Source organism: Xanthomonas arboricola pv. juglandis, from assembly GCF_905367715.1.
GTDB lineage: Bacteria > Pseudomonadota > Gammaproteobacteria > Xanthomonadales > Xanthomonadaceae > Xanthomonas > Xanthomonas arboricola.
The window spans coordinates 2612399-2631973 of the sequence record NZ_HG999362.1 but is presented as its reverse complement, the minus strand read 5'-3'; the positions used below and the strand labels follow the sequence as shown (position 1 = coordinate 2631973).

The following is a 19575-nucleotide window of genomic DNA, read 5'->3' as shown; positions in this document are numbered from 1 at the left end:
GCGTACGTCCGGTAACGTTTGCTGACGACCAGGCAGGCAAGAAGCCACATGGTTGCAACGCATCCAATAAAAAAGGCCGCATCGTTCGATGCGGCCTTTTGCTTTTCCATCAAGCGATTCAGTGCATCAGCGCGCCAGCGGCGGACCCTTGCTTAGGTCGCCGTCGTCGGCGATGCCTTTCAGCAGCAGGTCGGAGATCGGCTTGCCGTCGGCATCGTGGTGATACACGTGCAGGTCGCGCTGCGGATACGGGATGTTGAGCCCGTTTTCCAGCAACTGGTTGCGGATCTGTTCCAGCGTGGTGCTCTTGGCCGCGCCGAAATTGCCGTTGGTCGCATATGCGAACAACATCAGATCCACCGTGCTTTCGCCCAGGTTGGTGACCTGCACGAACGGTGCCGGCGACTGAAGGAGGTTCGGATTGTCCTTGGCGATCTGCAGCAACAGCTGCTGGGCTTTCTTCAGATCGTCGCCGTAGCCCACGCCCACGGTCACTTCCAGGCGCCGGTTGGGCAGGGTGCTGTAGTTGACGATCGGCGAGGTGGTAATGGTGCTGTTGGGCAGGGTGATCATGCGCTCGTCGAACGAGCGGATCCGGGTCTGGAAGATCCGGATCTCGTCGACGATGCCTTCTTGGCCGGCAATCACCACATGGTCGCCATCGCGCATCGGCCGCAGCACGATCAGCATCACGCCTGCAGCGATATTGGACAGCGAGTCCTTCAACGCCAGACCGACCGCCAGGCCGGCCGCACCCAGCACCGCGATCAGCGAGGTCGGCGGCACGCCGATCTTGCTCAGCGCGCTCACGAACACCAGCACCAGCAGCAACGCATACAACACGTTGCGCAGGAAGTTGGTCAGCGTGATCTCGATGCGCGCGCGGGTCAGCGCACGGTGCAGCCACTGGCTGAGCTGCTTGGCCAGCCACATGCCGACCACCACGATCAGCAGGGCCAGCCCCCAGTTGAGCGCATATTGCGCCCACGGAATATTGGCCCAGTTGAACGCCGGCTCCGCCGTCTTGGCCGCCACCGGCCTTGCGGCGACTGCTCCCGCAGCCGCCGCCAACACCGCACCCAATATACCCATCAGCTCTCGCTCTTCAACTTGGCCAGACGCAGCCAGGTGTCGACCACGGTGTCAGGATTCAGCGATACCGACTCGATCCCTTCCTGCATTAGCCACTCGGCCAGTTCCGGGTGATCGGACGGCCCCTGGCCGCAGATGCCCACGTACTTGCCCTTGGCGCGCGCCGACTTGATCGCCATCGACAGCAGCTTCTTGACCGCCGGGTTCCGCTCGTCGAACAGATGCGCCACGATCGACGAGTCGCGGTCCAGGCCCAGGGTCAGCTGGGTCAGGTCGTTGGAGCCGATCGAGAAGCCGTCGAAGATCTCCAGGAACTCGTCGGCCAGCAGCGCATTGGACGGCAGCTCGCACATCATGATGATCTTCAGGCCGTTTTCGCCCTGCTTGAGCCCGTTCCGCTCCAGCACCTCGATCACCTTGCGGCCTTCTTCCAGCGTGCGCACGAACGGGATCATCACCCAGAGGTTGTCCAGGCCCATCTCGTTGCGCACCTTCAGCACCGCCTTGCACTCCAGCGAGAAGGCCTTGGTGAAGGACGGATCGACGTAGCGGCTGGCGCCACGGAAGCCGATCATCGGGTTCTCTTCATGCGGTTCGTAACGCGAGCCGCCGATCAGGTTGGCGTACTCGTTGGACTTGAAGTCCGACAGGCGCACGATCACCGTATTCGGTGCCACCGAGGCGGTTAGCGTCGCGATGCCCTCGGCCAGGCGATTGACGTAGAAGCTTACCGGGTCGCCGTAGCCGGCGGTCTTGGCGTCGATCTTCTTGCGGACGTCAGCATCCTGCTTGTCGTATTCCAGCAGCGCGTTGGGATGGATGCCGATATGCGCGGCGATGATCATTTCCAGACGCGCCAGGCCGATGCCGGCGTTGGGCAACTGGCCGAAGTCGAACGCGCGCTCCGGGTTGGCCACGTTCATCATGATCTTGAGCGGGGCAGGCGGCATGTTGCCCAGGTCGGTGGTGGTGCGCTCGAACGGCAGCAGGCCGTCGTAGATGAAGCCGGTATCGCCTTCGGCGCAGCTCACCGTCACTTCCTGACCGTCGCTGATCACATCGGTGGCGTTGCCCGAGCCGACCACGGCCGGCACGCCGAGTTCGCGCGCGATGATCGCCGCATGGCAGGTGCGGCCGCCGCGATTGGTGACGATGGCCGAGGCACGCTTCATCACCGGCTCCCAATCGGGATCGGTCATGTCGGCGATCAATACATCGCCGGCCTGCACGCGATTCATGTCGTCCAGCGAGCGCACCACGCGTGCCACGCCGCTGCCGATCTTGGCGCCTACCGCACGCCCTTCGACCAGGATCTTGGCGTCCTTGGCTTCCAGCGAGAAACGCTCGATCTGGGTGGCATGGCTGCGCGACTTCACCGTTTCCGGACGCGCCTGCACGATGAACAGCTTGCCGCTGACACCGTCCTTGGCCCACTCGATATCCATCGGGCGGCCGTAATGCTTTTCGATCACCAGCGCCTGCTTGGAAAGCTCCTGCACGTCTTCGTCGCTGATCGAGAAGGTGCTGCGCAGTTCCACCGGCGTGTCTTCGGTGCGTACGCGTTCGCCGGGCACATCTGAGTAGACCATGCGGATCGCCTTGCTGCCGAGCGAGCGGCGCAGGATCGCCGGTTTGCCTGCGGTCAGCGTGGGCTTGTAGACGTAGAACTCGTCCGGGTTGACCGCGCCTTGCACGACCATCTCGCCCAGACCGAAGCTGGAGGTGACGAACACCACGTCGCGGAAGCCCGATTCGGTGTCCAGCGTGAACAGCACGCCGGCCGCACCGACGCCCGAGCGCACCATCAACTGCACGCCGGCCGACAGGAACACGTCTTCGTGCTTGAAGCCATGATGCACGCGGTAGGCGATTGCGCGATCGTTATAGAGGCTGGCGAACACTTCCTTGACCTTGTGCACGACATCGTCGGCACCGGTCACGTTGAGGAAGGTCTCCTGCTGGCCAGCGAACGAGGCATCGGGCAGATCTTCGGCAGTGGCCGACGAACGCACCGCCACGGCGACTTCGCCACCACCGTTTTCCGCACACAGCTGTGCGTACGCGGTGCGGATATCGCGGTCCAGTTCCGGCTGCAGCGGAGCATCGATCACCCAGCCGCGGATTTCCTTGCCGGCAACGGTGAGGGCAGACACGTCTTCGACATCCAGCGTTGCCAGCTTGTCGAAGATGCGCTTGGACAGATCGTTATGGGCGATGAAGTCCTTGAAAGCCTCGGCAGTGGTCGCATATCCACCGGGAACCGAAACGCCAAGCCCGGCCAGGTTGCCGATCATCTCGCCGAGCGAGGAATTCTTACCACCTACGCGGGCCAGATCGGCCAGGCGTAGCTCATGCAACCACAGGATATTCTCGTTCAAGCGCGATGCTCCGTATGGCCATCGCCCGAGCGGGCTGGATGGCCGCGTCCGTAGGAAGAAGCCGCTATGATGCAGTGCACAGCGGAATCTGCACAAGCATGAACCCGTAAGTTTTGGACACCAGTTCAAAGAGGTGGTCTTGATGTCAACAATTCGACCGGTGTTCTACGTCTCCGATGGAACCGGTATCACCGCTGAAACGATTGGGCATAGCCTGCTCACGCAGTTCAGTGGATTCAACTTCGTCACCGACCGCATGTCGTTCATTGATGATGCAGAAAAAGCGCGCGATGCGGCGCTGCGGGTGCGCGCGGCAGGCGAGCGGTACCAGGTGCGCCCGGTGGTGGTCAATTCCTGCGTCGATCCCCAGCTGAGCATGATCCTGGCCGAAAGTGGCGCCTTGATGCTGGACGTGTTCGCGCCCTTCATCGAGCCGCTGGAGCGCGAGCTCAATGCGCCGCGGCATTCACGCGTGGGCCGTGCGCACGGCATGGTGGACTTCGAGACCTATCACCGCCGCATCAACGCGATGAACTTCGCGCTGAGCCACGATGACGGTATCGCACTCAATTACGACGAGGCCGACGTGATCCTGGTGGCGGTGTCGCGCGCCGGCAAGACGCCGACCTGCATCTACCTGGCATTGCATTACGGCATCCGCGCCGCCAACTATCCGTTGACCGAGGAAGATCTGGAAAACGAACGCCTGCCGCCGCGCCTGCGCAATTACCGCAGCAAGTTGTTCGGCCTGACCATCGACCCGGAGCGGTTGCAGCAGATCCGCCAGGAGCGGCGCGCCAATTCCCGCTACAGCGCGGCAGAGACCTGCCGGCGCGAGGTGGCCACCGCCGAGCGCATGTTCCAGATGGAGCGCATTCCGACCTTGAGCACCACCAATACCTCGATCGAGGAAATTTCCAGCAAGGTGTTGTCCACGCTGGGGCTGCAGCGCGAGATGTTTTGAGGCGGGGGACTGGTTGGCGGGATTGGGGACTGGAGACGCGCGTAGCGTATTCACGATCCGGAGCTGCCATGACGTGTCACGGCCGGTCGGCAAGCGTCTGAGGAAATAAAAGCGGGCGGGGCAGGGCTCCGCCAAGGTAGGCCTGCCGGTGGCCGGTCGTCAATGCTGCCCGTGCGGCAGCGCAGCGTGTAGGATCGGTTCATGGCGCAAGCACTGAGTAAACTCGAACGCATCCCCAAGTTGAGCCGGTTCGGCTGGCTGATGGGCTTGTACGCAGAAAACTTCCAGCATCTGACCCGGCTGTTCGCACCGGCCGACCTCGCTCCCGGCTCCTATGTCTCGTCGATCGGCGATGGCCTGGACCTGCGTCTGGACGTGATCGAGTGCCACCGCTACACGGTCGAGTTGCGGCTGACCTACGACCTGTGCGATCCGGTGACAGGCGAGCCTGACCCGTCGGCCTATGTACGCCTGTACCGCGATGCGCGCCAGGCCGAGACCACCCATTGCTATGTCGGCCGTCGCTGGCAGGACGTGATGGGCATGTTCCCACCGCCGGCCGAGCTGATCAGCCACCGCATGCGCATGAACACGTTCCTGGGCAAGTGGCTGGACTATCTGGCCGAGCGCGGCCATGGCGTGGCTACCTTGCGTCTGGATACCGACTACGTCGCGCCACCGCGCCCGGGCTCGCAGGCTGCGGTCGGCTGAGGCTGCGCCACGCCGCCTGCACAGCATCGGTCATACTGATGCGCTCGATTCCAGCTCGCCCGCCATGCCCTATACCCCCATCGTCGCCACGCTCGGCTACCTGTTGTCGCCCGACGGCACACAGGTGTTGATGATCCATCGCAATGCCCGCCCCGGCGATCAGCACCTGGGCAAGTACAACGGGCTCGGCGGCAAGGTGGAACCGGACGAAGACGTGCTGGCCGGCATGCGCCGCGAGATCCGCGAAGAGGCCGGCGTGGAGTGCGGCGACATGCAACTGCGCGGCACCATCAGCTGGCCGGGCTTTGGCAAGCATGGCGAGGACTGGCTGGGCTTCGTATTCCTGATCCGCAGCTTCGAAGGCAAGCCGCAGGCCTCCAACCCGGAAGGCACGCTGGAATGGGTGGCGATCGACCGCATGGACCAGGTGCCAATGTGGGAAGGCGACCGCAATTTCCTGCCACTGGTCTTCGATGGCGACCCGCGTCCGTTTCACGGTGTGATGCCGTATCGCGACGGGCGCATGCAGTCGTGGACGTATTCGCGCATCTGAGCGGGGATTAAGGGAGTGCGCAGACGCCCGGGCGAGCGCGGCTGTTGCTGCTGTCTGGCGCGGTCACCGTAGTGCCGGACTTGCGTGTCGTCTCCATTCTCCATGGATGTCGTTTCATCGGCGCTAATGCCATGCGATCGACCTGGCGAGCGCAACCGCAAGCCGGCGCTGCACGCTGTGGCGACCTGCCGCCTGCATTCGCCTCCACGCACTTCTCCACACCGGTTGTGGATGAATCCTGCGCAAGTCTGTGGACAACTGCGCGCGCGCCTTGCGGCGCAAGGCGGCCACGGAAACTGGTGAAAATTTCGCCAGCCGTGCTTACTGCGCGGTCCAGCCGCCGTCGATGGCGATCGCCTGCCCGGTGATGTTGCGCGCGGCATGCGACATCAGGAACGCGACCGTGCCGGCGAGTTCGTCGTAGTCGATGAAGGCGCCCTTGGGCATCGGCTTGAGCATCACATCGCGGATCACCGCCTCTTCGGCGATGCCGCGCGTGCGCGCCTGGTCGGCGATCTGGCGCTCCACCAGCGGGGTGCGCACATAGCTCGGGCATAGCGTGTTGACGGTGATGTCGCAGTCGGCGGTTTCCAGTGCGATGACCTTGGCCAGGCCGACCAGGCCGTGCTTGGCTGCGACATACGCGCTCTTGTACGGGCTGGCGACCAGCGAATGGATGCTGCCGATGTTGACGATGCGCCCGTAGCCGGCCGCGCGCATGCCGGGCAGGACCGCGCGGCTGAGCCGTGCGGCGCCGGTCAGCATCACATCCACCAGCAAGGCCCAGCGCTGCATCGGGAAGTCTTCCAGTGCGGCAACCTGCTGCAGGCCGGCGTTGTTGACCAGCACCTGCGGCGCGCGCGTCACGCACGCCAAGGCCTGCGCGATGCCGTGGTCATCGGTCACGTCCAGCGCCAGTGCTTCGGCCGAGCTGCCGGTGTCGCGCAGGCGCTGCGCGGTGCGTTCGGCCGCCGCCAGATCCATATCGCTGACGATCAGATGGTGGCCGCCGGCGGCCAGCTCGGTGGCGATGCCGGCACCGATGCCGCTGCCTGCGCCGGTGATCAGGATGCTGCGCTTCATGCGGTCCTCGTCGTCGATCGTGCCCGGCCGGAGCGGCCATGCTGATTGCCAGCCTAGCCGATAGCGTGAAACGGTCGCCTGCATGGCGTGCGCGCGTTACCCTTTGCGCCTTGCTCCTCTCAGGTTCCGCATGAAACGCCATTTCTCGATGCTGCGCGATTTCCAACTCGCGGACTGGTTCACCCTGGCCAACGCCTTCTGCGGTACCGGCGCGGTGTTTGCGTCGATGCGCTTCCTGCAGGAAGGCCATCGCGGCGACCTGCTGTTGGGCATGGCGCTGATCCCGCTGGCGTTCGTGTTCGATGCGCTGGACGGGCATGTGGCGCGCTGGCGCAAGGCGTCCTCGACCCTGGGCCGCGAGCTGGATTCGCTGGCCGACGTGATCTCGTTCGGCGTAGCGCCGGCGGCGCTGGGCTATGCCTGCGGCATGCGCGGCGGCTGGGATTGGCTGGTGCTGAGCTATTTCGTCTGCTGCGGCGTCAGCCGGCTGGCGCGCTACAACGTGACTGCCGAAGAGATCGCCGGCGAGGCCGACAAGGTGCCGTACTTCGAAGGCACCCCGATTCCCACCAGCCTGCTGCTGGTGATCCTGCTGGCGGTCGCTGCCAGCAGCGGCCATATCGGCCAGACCTTGTGGTGGGGGCAGTGGCAGCTGGGGCCGTGGCAGTTCCACCCGTTGGTGCTGCTGTTTGCGGTGTCCGGCTCGCTGATGATCAGCAAGACGCTGCGCATCCCCAAACCCTGACCGGTACGGCCGGGCACACGCGGTAGGATGGCTGGTGGACAGTCACGGGAAGGGATCATGGCAACCAGCGGTTCGGACAACGGCAACTTCGAAGACAAGGCGCGCCAGTACTGGAGCGCCTGGGGAGATGCCATGCGCCACGGCCAGTCCGGCGCCGCTGCCCAGCCCGGTGCCGTTCCCGGGACGGGGCCGGGCAGCGACGCACCGCAGGATTGGCGCAAGGCGATGGACTGGTGGTCGCAGCTGCTGCCCACCCAGGCCGCACCGCAGGCGCAGGAGGCCATCGACCGCTTCCGTCATCAGGCCGGCGACTGGTTCGGCACCATGCAGCAGGTGGCCGCGCAGTTCGCCGGGCGCGACACCTCGGCCAACGAAGTCTCCGAAGCCTGGCGGCGCGCCGTGCAGGGGCAGGGCGAGCAGCTGATGCAGTGGACGCTGGGCTCGCTGCGTGGCGGCAGCCCGGGCGGCTTCGACCCGTGGCTGCAGGACGCCGCGCAGGCGCTGGCGAAGTGGCGGGAAGAAAACGCGCCCTGGCTGGACATGCCGGCATTCGGCGTGAGCCGCAATCACCAGGCACGCCTGCAGACGCTGGCCCGTGCACAGCAGGAGTACCAGGCGCAATCGCAGGCCTATGGCGAACAACTCAAGTCGGCCATTGAGCAGGCGTTCGGCCGATTCGCCTCCAAGCTGGGCGAGCACGAAAGCAGCGGCAGTCAGCTGACCAGTGCGCGTGCCTTGTTCGATCTGTGGATCGAGGCCGCCGAAGAGTCGTATGCCGACGTCGCCTTGTCCGACCAGTTTCGCGAGGTGTACGGCGGCTTTGCCAATGCGCATATGCGCCTGCGCGCCGCGTTGCAGGAAGAAGTGGAGCAGTTGAGCGAGCGTTTCGGGATGCCGACGCGTTCTGAGATGGACGCCGCGCACCGCCGCATCGCCGAGCTGGAACGTGCGGTGCGACGCATGCTGCGCACTACGGCCAGCCCGGCCGGCAAGCCCGCTGCAGCGGCGGCTGACCCGGTTGCGCCGGCCACGGCCAAACGCGCGCCGGCATCCAGGGCGGACACTGCGCCCAAGCCGGCAGCGACGACCGGCCCGGCCAAGAAACCGCCAGCGAAAACCGCCACAGCCAAGAACACGAAGGCGTCCAAAAGCGCCGCCAGGCCATCGGCCGGCACAGCTTCCGCTAAGCCGGCCGCACGCAAGCCACGTGGAGCGCAGACATGAAAGGACCGTTGGGATTCAGCGCCGAAGACCTGATGCAGGAAACCCTGTCGATGCAGCGCAAGCTGCGCGAGGGGCTCAAGCTGCTGCCCGGCGTGGAAGACGTGGATTACGGCGTGACCGAGCGCGAGGAAATCTGGCGCGACGGCAAGGTGGTGCTGTACCGCTTTGTCGGCGAGCAGGCGCCGGTGGCCAGGACGCCGCTGCTGATCGTCTACGCGCTGGTCAACCGGCCCTACATGGTCGACCTGCAGGCCGACCGCTCGCTGGTCAAGGGCCTGCTGGGCCACGGCCAGGACGTCTACGTGCTGGATTGGGGCTACCCGGACCGCTCCGAGCGTTACCTCACGCTGGAGGACTATCTGCTGCGCTATATCGATGGCGCGGTGGACCACCTGCGCGCGCAGTCGGGGCTGGAGGCGGTCGATGTGCTCGGCATCTGCCAGGGCGGCACGTTTGCGCTGTGCTATGCGGCACTGCAGCGGCCGAAGGTGCGCAACCTGATCACCATGGTCACGCCGGTGGATTTCCACACCCCCGACAACATGCTCTCCAACTGGGCGCGCATGGTCGATGTGGATCTGTTCGTGGACACCATGGGCAACGTGCCGGCGGATCTGATGAACGCCAGTTACCTGATGCTCAAGCCGTTCCGGCTGAATCTGCAGAAGTACGTCGGCTTGCTCGACATCCTTGACGACAAGCAGGCGCTGGAAGATTTCCTGCGCATGGAAAAGTGGATCTTCGATTCGCCCGATCTGGCCGGCGAGGCCTTCCGCGAGTTCGTCACCCAGTTCTATCAGCGCAATGGCCTGGTGACCGGGCAGGTGCGCATCGGCGGGGAAGCGGTCGATCTGCAGGCAGTGGACATGCCGGTGCTCAACATCTACGCCGAACACGATCATCTGGTGCCGCCCGACGCCTCGCGTGCATTGCGCGGCCTGGTTGGCAGCGACGATTACACCGAGCTGAGTTTCCGCGGCGGGCATATCGGCATCTACGTCTCCGGACGTGCGCAGCGCGAGGTGCCGGTGGCGATCCACCGCTGGTTGCAGGAGCGTGGCGGCAACGCGTGATGCGGCTTTGGGTTGCGCTGTGCCTGCAGCGAGCAGCCGCAGCCGTCACAAGGCGCAGTCGCTGCGCTTTTTAGACTGGGCATCACGTTCGAAGGAGCCTTCCATGGCCACGACCACCGCATTGTCCCGTTCCCTCAACGACCGCATGATCGCCGGCGTGGTCGGTGGCATCGCCCGCCGCTTCGGCTGGAGCTCCACACTGTTGCGAGTGCTGTTCGTGATCGTGTCGATCGCCTCGGCCGCGTTCCCCGGCATCCTGGTCTATCTGATCCTGTGGCTGCTGATCCCCAACCAGGCCGACTGACGCCCGCCCGGCGCCGGTGGTCGTCCGTGCAGGTGCTGGGCGCGTTGTGGACGCTGCCCAATACCTTGCTCGGCCTTGCCATCGGTGCCGCCGGCAGCTGTTTCGGCGCGCGTCCGCGCTGGTCCGGGCAGGAACTGGCGGTGGTGTTCCATGCCTGGCCATGGGGACCAGGTGGGGCAATGACGCTGGGCAACGTGATCCTGCTCAAGGGCGCTTCGCTGGATCTGCAATGCAGCACGTATGCGCATGCTGCCGGGCGCTGTCAGCACCCGCCGGTGCGCCTAGGCGACCACGAACGTGCGCATGTCTACCAGTACATGCTGCTCGGCCCGCTGTTTTTGCCGGTGTATTTGCTGTGCGGCGGCATCCACGTACGCAATCCGCTGGAACGGGCCGCCGACGCATATGCGCTGCACGGCCACGGCTGGTGGCCGTGGGGATCTCAGCGCAACCGCGAGAAACCGAACAGGTCCGACAACGGGTGAGGCCTGCCTTCCAGTTGCGCTCGCAATAAGCCTGCGCCGATCGCGCTGTAGGTGATGCCGTTGCCGCCGTACGCCATCGCGAACGACACCCGCGGCCCATGTTGCGGATGCGGGCCGAAGAACGGCAGCCCATCGGCGGTTTCGGCGAAGGTGCCGCCCCAGGCGAATACCGGGCGCAGGCTGATGTCCGGCATCGTCTGGTGGATCTTCTTCAGCAGCGTCTTCAGCTTGCGCATGACACGTGCGTCGCGACGTGCGGGCAGATCGATGTTGTCGTCTTCGCCGCCGGCCACCACGCGTCCATCCGGCGTGCTGCGCAGGTAGAGATAGGGACGCGCGGTTTCCCACATCATGGTGTGCTTGAGCGCGCCCATCTCGCCGTCGTGCAGCGGATCGGTCACGAATGCGTAGCTGCTGCGGTTGCGTGCCACGCGCTGCGACAGCCACTGCTGGTTTGCGTAGCCTGCGGCCATGATGACGTGCCGGGCGCGCAGCGTGACCCCGTCGCGGGTGCGCAACGCGACATGCCGGTCGTGGGGTGTAAGGGTGGCAATTGTGGTGCGGTCGTAGATGCGCGCGCCGTATTGCTCGCCTTCTGCAAACAGGCGGTAGCACAGCCGATACGGATCGACGCTGGCGGCCAGGCGGCTGAGGATCGCGCCCTCGGAACGTACGCCATAGCTGTGCCACAACGGCGCGCGCTCGATCCATTCGACGGGAAGTTTGTGGGTTTTTCGCACCTGCAGTTCGCGACGCAGGTCGTCGAGATCCCGCGACCGGCTGGCGTAGTACAGGCTGTCCTGACGGCTGAAGTCGCAGCCGCCCAGCGTATTGCAAAGGCCTTGCAGGTCGAGCACGGCTTGCGCGCACGCAGCGTACGCCAGCGCAGCCGCCGGCATGCCGTATTGCCTGGCCAGCGCGATCATGGGTGTGTCGATTTCGTACTGCAGCAAGGCGGTGCTGGCCGAGGTACTGCCCCAGCCGATCTCGCGCTGCTCGAGCACCACCACCTCGTGCCCGTGCTTGAGCAGCTCGTGCGCGATCAGGGCGGCGGTGACCCCGCCACCGACGATGGCCGCCTCGCAATCGGTGTCGCGCTCCAGACGCGGATAGGCGCGCATCAACCCGTTGCGGATCGACCAGAACGGGTAGCCACTCTTGAGGTCCATGCGGTGTCGTACGTGCGGGCGGAGCGCAATTGGACCGGCAGGCAGGGTGAAGCGGTTGTGCAGACAGGCGAGGGGATCCCGCCGTCACCAAACCGCAAACAGCCGGCGTTAACGTGCGTGGAAAGCTCCTCACGGCACGGTCGTTATGCTCGCGCCACTAACGTAGTCACAGTTGTTAACGAGGGTGTGGGCATGTCGATCGTTCTGTACGTCGGTGGCAGCAAAGATGGCGACAAGGGAGTTGTGCCTTACGGGTTCAGCAAGTCGCGCGCGATGACCGACGCCGGCCCGGAGATCTATGTCGAGCGCATGGTGCCGTTGAAGGACGTCGGCAAGATCCGCGTGATGGCACTGGAATCGCTGCACGAAAGCATCCTGGTCGAGCGCGCTGCCACGCATTACGCAGGTCGCGCCAGCTAAGCGCAGCCGACCGGACGAGTGCGCCCACCGTCAGTGGGCGCCAAGTGCCCACAGCTGCAGGTATCGCAACGGTACTTCAGCTCTTACGCACCCTCTGCAACTACCTGACGATCGCCCGCTAGCGCTCGTCAGCCGTCGAAAGACGCGCCGGCATAGTGTTATGGCGATCCTGTCAACGGGTTCCCGCGGCGGGCCAGCACTGCGAAAATGCTTTTTTCAGTGAAGCGGCTCCGGCCGCGCCGCCATGCACGACAGCCAGCTTGCCCAGCAGATCGCTCGCACCATCGCCGACGAGATCGGTGCCCAACCCGCGCAGGCGCGCGCCGCCATTGCCCTTCTCGACGAGGGTGCCAGCGTTCCGTTCATCGCGCGCTACCGCAAGGAAGTCACCGGCGGGCTGGACGACACCCAATTGCGCAATCTGGAAACGCGCCTGACCTATCTGCGCGAGCTGGAAGAGCGCCGCGCGGCGATCCTGTCCAGCATCGGCGAGCAGGGCAAACTCAGCGACGAATTGCGCGCCGAGATCGTGGCGGCCGACAGCAAGTCGCGGCTGGAAGATCTGTACCTTCCTTACAAGCCCAAGCGCCGCACGCGTGCGCAGATTGCGCGCGAAGCCGGCCTGGAGCCGCTGGCTGACGGCCTGCTGGCCGACCCGAACCAGGCGCCGGAAGTCGCTGCTGCGGCGTACATCGATGCAGAGAAGGGCGTGGCCGATATCAAGGCAGCGCTGGAGGGCGCACGCGCCATCCTGATGGAGCGCTGGGGCGAAGATGCCGCCCTGGTGGGCGAGCTGCGCAGCTGGTTGAACGACAACGGCGTGATTCGCGCGCGCGTTGCCGAGGGCAAGGAAGAGGCCGGTGCCAAATACCGCGATTACTTCGATCATGCCGAATCGCTGTCCAAGATTCCCTCGCACCGCTTGCTGGCGCTGTTTCGTGCGCGCCGCGAGGAGTTCCTGTACCTGGATCTGGAGCCGGGCAACGATGCCGAGGCCGGCCATCAGTACGCCGAGGGACGTGTGGCGCGCAATGCCGGCATCTCCAACCAGAACCGTCCGGCCGATCGCTGGTTGCTGGATGCCTGCCGGCTGACCTGGCGCGCCAAGCTGCACATGCATCTGCTGCTGGACCTGTTCAACCAGGCGCGCGAAAAGGCCGAGGCCGAGGCGATCGCCGTGTTCGGCGACAACCTCAAGGACCTGATGCTGGCCGCGCCGGCCGGCCCGCGCGTGGTGCTGGGGCTGGACCCGGGTATCCGCACCGGTTGCAAGATCGCCGTGGTCGATGCCACCGGCAAGCTGGTGGCCACCGAGACGATCTACCCGCACGAGCCCAAGCGGCAATGGGAGCAGTCGCTGCAGACGATCAAGAAGCTGTGCATGCAGCACAACGTGGAGCTGATTGCGATCGGCAATGGCACCGCCAGCCGCGAGACCGACAAGCTCGCCGGTGAGGCGATCGCGCTGTGCGGTGCGAGCAATCTGCAGAAGATCGTGGTCAGCGAAGCCGGTGCGTCGGTGTATTCGGCGTCCGAGTTTGCTGCCAAGGAGTTCCCCAATCTGGACGTGTCGCTGCGCGGTGCGGTGTCGATTGCGCGGCGCCTGCAGGATCCGCTGGCCGAGCTGGTCAAGATCGAGCCCAAGGCGATTGGCGTGGGCCAGTACCAGCACGACGTGGATCAATATCGTCTGGCCAAGGCGCTGGAGGCGCGCGTGGAAGACTGCGTCAATGCGGTCGGCGTGTACGTCAATACCGCGTCGGCGGCGCTGCTGTCGCGCGTGTCCGGGCTGTCGAGCACGGTGGCGGAAAACATCGTGCGCCATCGCGACGACAACGGTCCGTTCAAGCGCCGCAAGGACCTGCTCAAGGTGCCGCGTCTGGGCGACAAGACCTTCGAACAATGCGCCGGTTTCCTGCGCATCGCCGATGGCGACGAGCCGCTGGACGTGTCGGCGGTGCATCCGGAAGCCTATCCAGTGGTCGAGCGCATCGTCGGCAGCACCGGCAAGCCGATCAAGGCCCTGCTGGGCGACGGCAGCTTCCTGCGTGGACTCAAGCCGGAGCTGTTCACCGACGAGCAGTTCGGTGTACCGACCGTGCGCGACATCCTCAAGGAGCTGGAAAAACCCGGCCGCGATCCGCGCCCCGAGTTCAAGGCGGCACAGTTCGCCGAAGGCATCGAGGACATCAAGCATCTCAAGCCCGGCATGGTGCTCGAAGGCGTGGTCAGCAACGTGGCCGCATTCGGTGCGTTCGTCGATATCGGCGTGCATCAGGATGGCCTGGTCCACATCTCCGCGTTGTCGGACACCTTCGTCAAGGATCCGCGCGATGTGGTCAAGGCCGGCGACATCGTCAAGGTCAAGGTGCTGGAAGTGGACGTGGCGCGCAAACGCATCGCACTGACCTGCCGTCTGTCCGATACGCCACCGCCGGCCGATGCCTCAGCCCAATCGCGCGATCAACGCGGCAACGGCGGCGCGGGGCAGGGCCGGCGCGATGGTGGCGGTGGGCGTGGCCCGGCGCAGGGCAACAGCAAGCCGCGTACCACTGCGCCGCCGGCCGACAACGCGCTGGCCGCGGCATTCGCCCGCGCCAAGCGCGGCTGAGTCAGCGTGCCCGGCGGCTGCCCTGGCGTGGCCGGGCAGTGTAGATAGACCCGCTCGCAAGGCGGCGGGTCTGCTGCTGCGATTGGATCGCTATTGGAGCGGTTGATCTGCAATGCCGCTGCGGGGATCTTGCTCTCCGGCCATCGCGATGCGCATGTGCAGAGAAATTGTTCGAAAGGCGGCTGATCTGAGGCCTTGGTGTAGGGCCCTTGCCCGCCCACCATCGCAGGACACGCCGCAAGTACGTCCATGTAGGCTCTTACGCGGCATCCATGCCGCGTAAGGTCCCGCGACGGTGGGCGGGCAAGGACCAATCGGGATGGTCGGTGGGTGTGTTGCAAGCAGCGCTTGGTTGACGACGCTGTTTTGATTAGCTGCTCCCGCGCGACATCACGCCTCACTGCGTACCGCGCGTGTCGGCAAGATCAGGCGTTCGATCAGGTCGACCAGGCCGGGTGGTTCCACCGGCTTGCCCATATGCGCATCGAATCCGGCGACTACTGCGCGGTCGCGGTCTTCTTCGCGTACATAGGCGGTGAGGGCGATCGCGGGGATGTGCCGCGGCAGGTCGGCGCGGCCGGAGCGCACGGTGCGGATCAAGTCGTAGCCATCGCGCACCGGCATGGCGATATCGCTGACCAGCACGTCGAAGGAAGTCTCTGCCAGGCATTGTTCGGCCGCTTCCACCGAGCCGGCCGCCTGCACCTGCGCGCCGGCAAGCATCAGGAACTGCACTACCGCCTCGCGCGAATCCTGGTCGTCGTCGACCAGCAGCAGGCGCACGCCATCCAGGCGCCCGAGACAATCACTCGGCAGCGGACCGACCTGCAGCGACCCGGCCGACGCGGGACGCAGATCGCTGACCCCGTGCTGGAACGGCAGCACGATGGTGAAGGTCGACCCCTGGCCTTCGCCCGCACTGGAGGCACCCAGGCTGCCGCCGTGCAGATCGACCAACTGGCGCGAGATCGACAAGCCCAGCCCCAGCCCGCCCACGCGCCGCGTGGTGCCGGCATCGGCCTGCCGAAAGCGGTCGAACACATGTGGCAGGAACTCGGCGGCAATCCCGATGCCGGTGTCCTGCACGCACAGTCGCAGCCGTTCGTCCTCGATGTCCAGCGCTACCCGCACCGTTCCGCCGGGTGAGGTGAACTTGAGTGCGTTGCTGAGCAGGTTGGACAGCACCTGCTGCAGCCGCCCGGCATCGCCGAAGAACCACAGCTCGCCTTCGCCGGGTGCATCCAGTTCCAGTGCGATGTCGCGCGCCAGTGCAGAGGGTTGCATCAACTCCACCGTGCTGCGCATCAGTCCTGCGATATCGAAGTGCTCTGCCTGCAGGCGGATCTTGCCGGACAGGATCGCGCTCATGTCGAGCAGGTCGTCGATGATCTGCGTCTGCGCACGCGCACTGCGTTCGATGATGATCAGGCCCTTGCCCAGATTGGCCGGCTCGAACACCTCCGACTGCATCAACCGCGACCAGCCCAGGATGGCATTGAGCGGCGTGCGCAATTCGTGGCTGAGCGTGGCCAGGAACTCGTCCTTGACCCGGCTGGCATGCTCGGCCTGGCTGCGTGCGGCGGTCTCGGCCTGCAGCGATTGCTTGAGCTTGGCATCGACGCGCGTGCGCTCGATGACGATGCCGGCCAGATGCGATGCAGAGCGCGCCATCGCCTGTTCGCGCAGCGAGGGCAGGTGGACGCGGTCGTAGTAGATGTTGAGCGTGCCCAGCACCTGCCCGTTGCTATCCAGGATGGGCGTCACGCAGCAGGCAACGATGCCCAGCGCCGCCGAAATCGCGTGGTGGTCGCTGAAGCTGGGGTCGGCCTGGATGTCCTCGCAGATCACCTGCTGCCCGAGATAGGCCGAGCGCGCGCACGGCGGCCCGTTCGGTCCGATCGGCGAGGCTTCGAAATGCCCGCGGTACTCGACCGGAAAATGTGGCGCCGAGCCGAAGCTCAGCGTCTTGCGTACGTCATCCAGCACCATCACCGCGCAATACAGCGCAATGTCGCCACGCGCTTCCACGCTCGCTGCGATGGCGTCCAGCACCACCGGCAGCGGTGCGCCGGTGGTGATCAGGCTCAGGATGACGCGATCGGAGGCGGTTTCATCCTCGATCAGCTTGCGTTCGGAGATATCGGTCAGCGAGCCGATGTGGCCGAGAAAACGTCCATCGCTGGCGAAGTGCGGCGACGCGGTATCGATGCACCAACGGTATTGCCCGTCGTGACGACGCACGCGGTACTCGGCCAGGAACTCGCCACGTTGCTCCAAGGCCTGGCCGAATGCGTGGCGCACGCGTTCGGCATCGTCCGGATGCATCACATCCCACCAGCCCTGATCCATGGCCTGGTCTTCGGCCTGCCCGGTGAAGTGATACCAGCGCGGATTCCAGTACACGCAGTCGCCCTGCGCGTCGGCCATCCAGATCATTGCCGGCACCGTTTCGCACAAAGCGCGGAAGCGCACTTCGCTTTCGCGCAGCTGTTGCTCGAACGCACGGCGGTCATGGATATCGGTGTAGGTGCCGATCCACTCGCTGATGCTGCCGTCGTCGCCGCGCACGGGTAGGGCACGCGCCAGGTGCCAGCGCCTTTGGCCATCGTGGCGTTGCAGCTCACACTCCATTTCGTAGGCGCGTTCAACCTCGATGGCCAATGCCCAGGCCTGCGCTGACAGCTGCAGGCCCTCGGCGGTGTGTGCCTGATGCCACGCGGCGGTCTGGTGGTCGGCAGGGTCCAGTCCGGTGTATTCATACCAACGCTGATTGAAGTAATGCGGCTCACCCTCCGGGTCGGCAATGAAGATGATCTGCGGCAGGGTGTCGGCCAGTCGGCGCAGCCGCGCCTCGTTGGCGGCCAGTTGCTGCTGCGCCTTAGCGCGTTGCATGGATTCCCAACAGCGCGCCGCAACCAGGCGGACCAGCTCGATCTCGGTGGACAGCCAGCGCCGCGGTGCGCGCTGATGCACGCCGATGGCCGCGACCAGGCGGCCGTGTTTATGCAGCGGAATCGCCAGCGATGCGCGCAGGCCGGAGCGTCGGTACTGCCGCGCCACATAGTCCGGCGCACCGGGCGCCATCGCATCGGTGGTGAACCAGGGGCGGTTTTCCAGCAAGGCGTCGCGCAGGCCCTGCGCTACTTCCAGCGGAAAATCGCCCTGCAGGCTTGGCATGTCCTGCACATGGTCGCTGATCACGTGCATGGTTCTGCCGTCGGCCGCCGCCAGGCCGAACGCGCAGCGATTGACCTGCAGATGCTCGCCCAGCAATCGCACGCTGGTGTCGATGATCTGACGCGGATCGGAAACGTTTTGCAGCGCGTCTTCGAGCATCAGCAGGAAACTGTCGCGACTTGCCATGCTGCGTTGCTGGGTGACATCGAATCCGTGCACCAGGATCGCGTCGATGCGGCCGTCGCGCTCGCGCATCGGCTGATACAGGAAATCCACGAAGGTCTGATCGAGCGCATTGCCGGGCGTGCGCTGCAGATAGGCGGACATCGACTCGCCGATGAAGGGACGGCCGCTGCGCCGCACCTCATCGAGCAGCTCGAGATAGCCCTGGTCGGCGACTTCCGGCATCGCCTCGAGCAAGGGACGGCCGAGCAACGGTCGCTGTCCGACCAGCTCGTGGAAACGTTGGTTCGCGCTTTCGATGATGTAGCTGGGTCCACGCAGCACCGCCATGAAGGCCGGCGACTGGTCGAGCGAAGGCAACACCGCTGCGGGCGCGGACTCGCGACGGGGCGGCCCTGCAGCAGGGGCGGGCGTGCCGGCGACATACAGCATGCCCAGAGGTTTGCCGGCCTGCAGCACCGGGCTGCAGGACCATGTCGACAGCGTCAATGCTGCACGCGCATCGGCATCGCTGTGGTTGGCTTCGGCGCCGTCTGCAAGTTCCGCCAAGGGTTGGCCGAATGCTGCCGGGTGGCGTTCGCCCAACAGCGCGATGCAGGCATCGTTGTAGATGCAGCGCGACTGCTCGCCCCAGACCAGCAGCATCGGCACCTGTGCATGCAGGCACAGCGAAAGCGTCGTCCGCAGCGCTGGGCTGTCGCGCAGCTGCGGGTCGGCGGCGCATGCGGACGACGCCAGCAACAGCCCGGCTGTCTCGCACGTCTCCGGCAACAAACCGGCAAACGGCGACACGGCGATATCCATTGGTGACCTGCCCATCATGCCTGGATGCACGATTCTAGTGGCAAGCGGGCCGTGATCGAGGGGGTGTGGCAGCCGGCGCGGCCGCGCGAGGGGTCTACGTTAAGCCCGGCAGGCGGGCGGTCAGCAGCTGTGGCTGACGGTGAAGAGCGTTGAAGACCGGCCGCGCATACATGCTGGCGGCGCACCCGCTTGCGCTGTTGCTCAGCTGGCGGCGTCGCTCAGCTGCCGTGCCCTGGACAGCGCGCTGATCAGTTCGTCTGACAAATAGGGCTTGGTCAGGATCACGCCGCGCTCGAAGCCGCTGGGGATGGTGCCACTGGCAACACCGGTCGCCAGTACGAACGGAATCCCGAGCTCCGACAGCAACCGGGCGACCGGCTCGCTGGTCTCGCCATTGCCGAGGCGGTAGTCGAGCACTGCGATCTCCGGCGCATCGGCCTGGATCAGGGTTAGCGCTTGCGCAACTTCCCCAACCGGACCCAGCACGACCGCGCCAGCCTGGACGAGCTGCAGATCGAGCAGCATGGCATTCATCTGGTCGTTCTCGACCACCAGCACCCGAACTCCACGCAACACCGACATTGCTTACTCCTTCACCT

Annotated in this window: 15 protein-coding genes and 2 pseudogenes; 10 read left to right on the top strand and 7 right to left on the bottom strand. The window is 65.4% G+C overall.

Annotation, left to right across the window (positions count from 1 at the left end; all coding sequences use genetic code 11):
- Nucleotides 1–126 precede the first annotated feature (126 nt).
- Nucleotides 127–1092: a mechanosensitive ion channel family protein gene (locus KHN93_RS11465; RefSeq protein ID WP_211920140.1), complete on the bottom strand. Its 966-nt coding sequence runs from the start codon at nt 1090–1092 to the stop codon at nt 127–129.
- Nucleotides 1092–3470, bottom strand: coding sequence for a phosphoenolpyruvate synthase (ppsA, locus tag KHN93_RS11460; protein ID WP_211920138.1), 2379 nt, complete (start codon nt 3468–3470; stop codon nt 1092–1094). The genes KHN93_RS11465 and ppsA overlap by 1 nt, the downstream gene beginning before the upstream one ends.
- 142 nt (nt 3471–3612) lie before the next feature.
- Between ppsA and ppsR the strand changes: the two genes are divergently transcribed.
- The 3 genes from ppsR to KHN93_RS11445 all read left to right on the top strand — a co-directional run bounded on the left by ppsR (nt 3613) and on the right by KHN93_RS11445 (nt 5698).
- Entirely contained in the window at nt 3613–4434 is an 822-nt protein-coding gene (gene ppsR / locus KHN93_RS11455; RefSeq protein WP_024939184.1) for a posphoenolpyruvate synthetase regulatory kinase/phosphorylase PpsR, read from the top strand.
- 201 nt (nt 4435–4635) lie between these two features.
- A complete protein-coding gene (locus KHN93_RS11450; protein WP_016904415.1) occupies nt 4636–5145 on the top strand; it encodes a DUF1249 domain-containing protein in 510 nt (169 codons plus the stop codon).
- Nucleotides 5146–5209: 64 nt separating this feature from the next.
- Complete coding sequence (locus KHN93_RS11445; RefSeq protein ID WP_211920136.1) at nt 5210–5698, top strand: NUDIX hydrolase; 489 nt, start codon at nt 5210–5212, stop codon at nt 5696–5698.
- A gap of 321 nt (nt 5699–6019) precedes the next feature.
- Here KHN93_RS11445 and KHN93_RS11440 read toward each other — a convergent pair whose 3' ends face one another.
- The gene (locus KHN93_RS11440; RefSeq protein ID WP_211920134.1) at nt 6020–6781 is read right to left on the bottom strand and encodes a 3-hydroxybutyrate dehydrogenase; all 762 of its coding nucleotides are present in this window, start codon (nt 6779–6781) and stop codon (nt 6020–6022) included.
- A gap of 82 nt (nt 6782–6863) precedes the next feature.
- On the opposite strand from KHN93_RS11440, the gene KHN93_RS11435 reads away from it, so the two are divergent.
- The 5 genes from KHN93_RS11435 to KHN93_RS11415 all read left to right on the top strand — a co-directional run bounded on the left by KHN93_RS11435 (nt 6864) and on the right by KHN93_RS11415 (nt 10612).
- Nucleotides 6864–7526 (top strand): CDP-alcohol phosphatidyltransferase family protein, encoded by a 663-nt coding sequence (locus KHN93_RS11435; RefSeq protein ID WP_026064801.1) that lies wholly within the window; start codon nt 6864–6866, stop codon nt 7524–7526.
- Nucleotides 7527–7580: 54 nt separating this feature from the next.
- On the top strand, nt 7581–8750 hold the full coding sequence (gene phaE / locus KHN93_RS11430; protein WP_212579638.1) for a class III poly(R)-hydroxyalkanoic acid synthase subunit PhaE: 1170 nt from the start codon (nt 7581–7583) through the stop codon (nt 8748–8750).
- Complete coding sequence (locus KHN93_RS11425; protein ID WP_024938704.1) at nt 8747–9823, top strand: class III poly(R)-hydroxyalkanoic acid synthase subunit PhaC; 1077 nt, start codon at nt 8747–8749, stop codon at nt 9821–9823. Before phaE ends, KHN93_RS11425 begins: the two co-directional genes overlap by 4 nt.
- Nucleotides 9824–9926: 103 nt before the next feature.
- The gene (locus KHN93_RS11420; protein ID WP_016904409.1) at nt 9927–10127 is read left to right on the top strand and encodes a PspC domain-containing protein; all 201 of its coding nucleotides are present in this window, start codon (nt 9927–9929) and stop codon (nt 10125–10127) included.
- Entirely contained in the window at nt 10097–10612 is a 516-nt protein-coding gene (locus tag KHN93_RS11415) for a hypothetical protein (RefSeq protein ID WP_104645786.1), read from the top strand. Before KHN93_RS11420 ends, KHN93_RS11415 begins: the two co-directional genes overlap by 31 nt.
- Here the strand turns inward: KHN93_RS11415 and KHN93_RS11410 are convergent.
- Nucleotides 10570–11781, bottom strand: a complete 1212-nt coding sequence (locus tag KHN93_RS11410; RefSeq protein ID WP_211920131.1) for an NAD(P)/FAD-dependent oxidoreductase — start codon at nt 11779–11781, stop codon at nt 10570–10572. The two genes, KHN93_RS11415 and KHN93_RS11410, sit on opposite strands and share 43 nt — an antisense overlap.
- A gap of 192 nt (nt 11782–11973) precedes the next feature.
- Between KHN93_RS11410 and KHN93_RS11405 the strand changes: the two genes are divergently transcribed.
- Both KHN93_RS11405 and KHN93_RS11400 read left to right on the top strand, forming a co-directional pair.
- Nucleotides 11974–12201: a hypothetical protein gene (locus KHN93_RS11405; RefSeq protein WP_016904406.1), complete on the top strand. Its 228-nt coding sequence runs from the start codon at nt 11974–11976 to the stop codon at nt 12199–12201.
- Between the two features lie 244 nt (nt 12202–12445).
- A complete protein-coding gene (locus tag KHN93_RS11400; protein ID WP_211920129.1) occupies nt 12446–14812 on the top strand; it encodes a Tex family protein in 2367 nt (788 codons plus the stop codon).
- Nucleotides 14813–15202: 390 nt separating this feature from the next.
- On the opposite strand, the pseudogene KHN93_RS11395 reads toward KHN93_RS11400, so the two are convergent.
- The 3 genes and pseudogenes from KHN93_RS11395 to KHN93_RS11390 form a co-directional block, all read right to left on the bottom strand.
- Nucleotides 15203–18184: pseudogene (locus KHN93_RS11395) on the bottom strand (PAS domain S-box protein); the annotation flags it as partial.
- Between the two features lie 54 nt (nt 18185–18238).
- Nucleotides 18239–18502: pseudogene (locus KHN93_RS21715) on the bottom strand (hybrid sensor histidine kinase/response regulator); the annotation flags it as partial.
- 675 nt (nt 18503–19177) lie between these two features.
- On the bottom strand, nt 19178–19558 hold the full coding sequence (locus tag KHN93_RS11390; RefSeq protein WP_039527100.1) for a response regulator: 381 nt from the start codon (nt 19556–19558) through the stop codon (nt 19178–19180).
- Nucleotides 19559–19575: the final 17 nt, after the last annotated feature.

Coding starts and splice junctions, on each gene's coding strand:
- KHN93_RS11405 (WP_016904406.1), top strand. CDS start 11,974: ATGTCGATCGTTCTGTACGTCGGTGGCAGCAAAGATGGCGACAAGGGA.
- KHN93_RS11425 (WP_024938704.1), top strand. CDS start 8,747: ATGAAAGGACCGTTGGGATTCAGCGCCGAAGACCTGATGCAGGAAACC.
- ppsR (WP_024939184.1), top strand. CDS start 3,613: ATGTCAACAATTCGACCGGTGTTCTACGTCTCCGATGGAACCGGTATC.
- KHN93_RS11440 (WP_211920134.1), bottom strand. CDS start 6,781: ATGAAGCGCAGCATCCTGATCACCGGCGCAGGCAGCGGCATCGGTGCC.
- KHN93_RS11465 (WP_211920140.1), bottom strand. CDS start 1,092: ATGGGTATATTGGGTGCGGTGTTGGCGGCGGCTGCGGGAGCAGTCGCC.
- KHN93_RS11420 (WP_016904409.1), top strand. CDS start 9,927: ATGGCCACGACCACCGCATTGTCCCGTTCCCTCAACGACCGCATGATC.
- KHN93_RS11400 (WP_211920129.1), top strand. CDS start 12,446: ATGCACGACAGCCAGCTTGCCCAGCAGATCGCTCGCACCATCGCCGAC.
- KHN93_RS11445 (WP_211920136.1), top strand. CDS start 5,210: ATGCCCTATACCCCCATCGTCGCCACGCTCGGCTACCTGTTGTCGCCC.
- KHN93_RS11435 (WP_026064801.1), top strand. CDS start 6,864: ATGGCGTGCGCGCGTTACCCTTTGCGCCTTGCTCCTCTCAGGTTCCGC.
- KHN93_RS11390 (WP_039527100.1), bottom strand. CDS start 19,558: ATGTCGGTGTTGCGTGGAGTTCGGGTGCTGGTGGTCGAGAACGACCAG.
- KHN93_RS11450 (WP_016904415.1), top strand. CDS start 4,636: ATGGCGCAAGCACTGAGTAAACTCGAACGCATCCCCAAGTTGAGCCGG.
- KHN93_RS11410 (WP_211920131.1), bottom strand. CDS start 11,781: ATGGACCTCAAGAGTGGCTACCCGTTCTGGTCGATCCGCAACGGGTTG.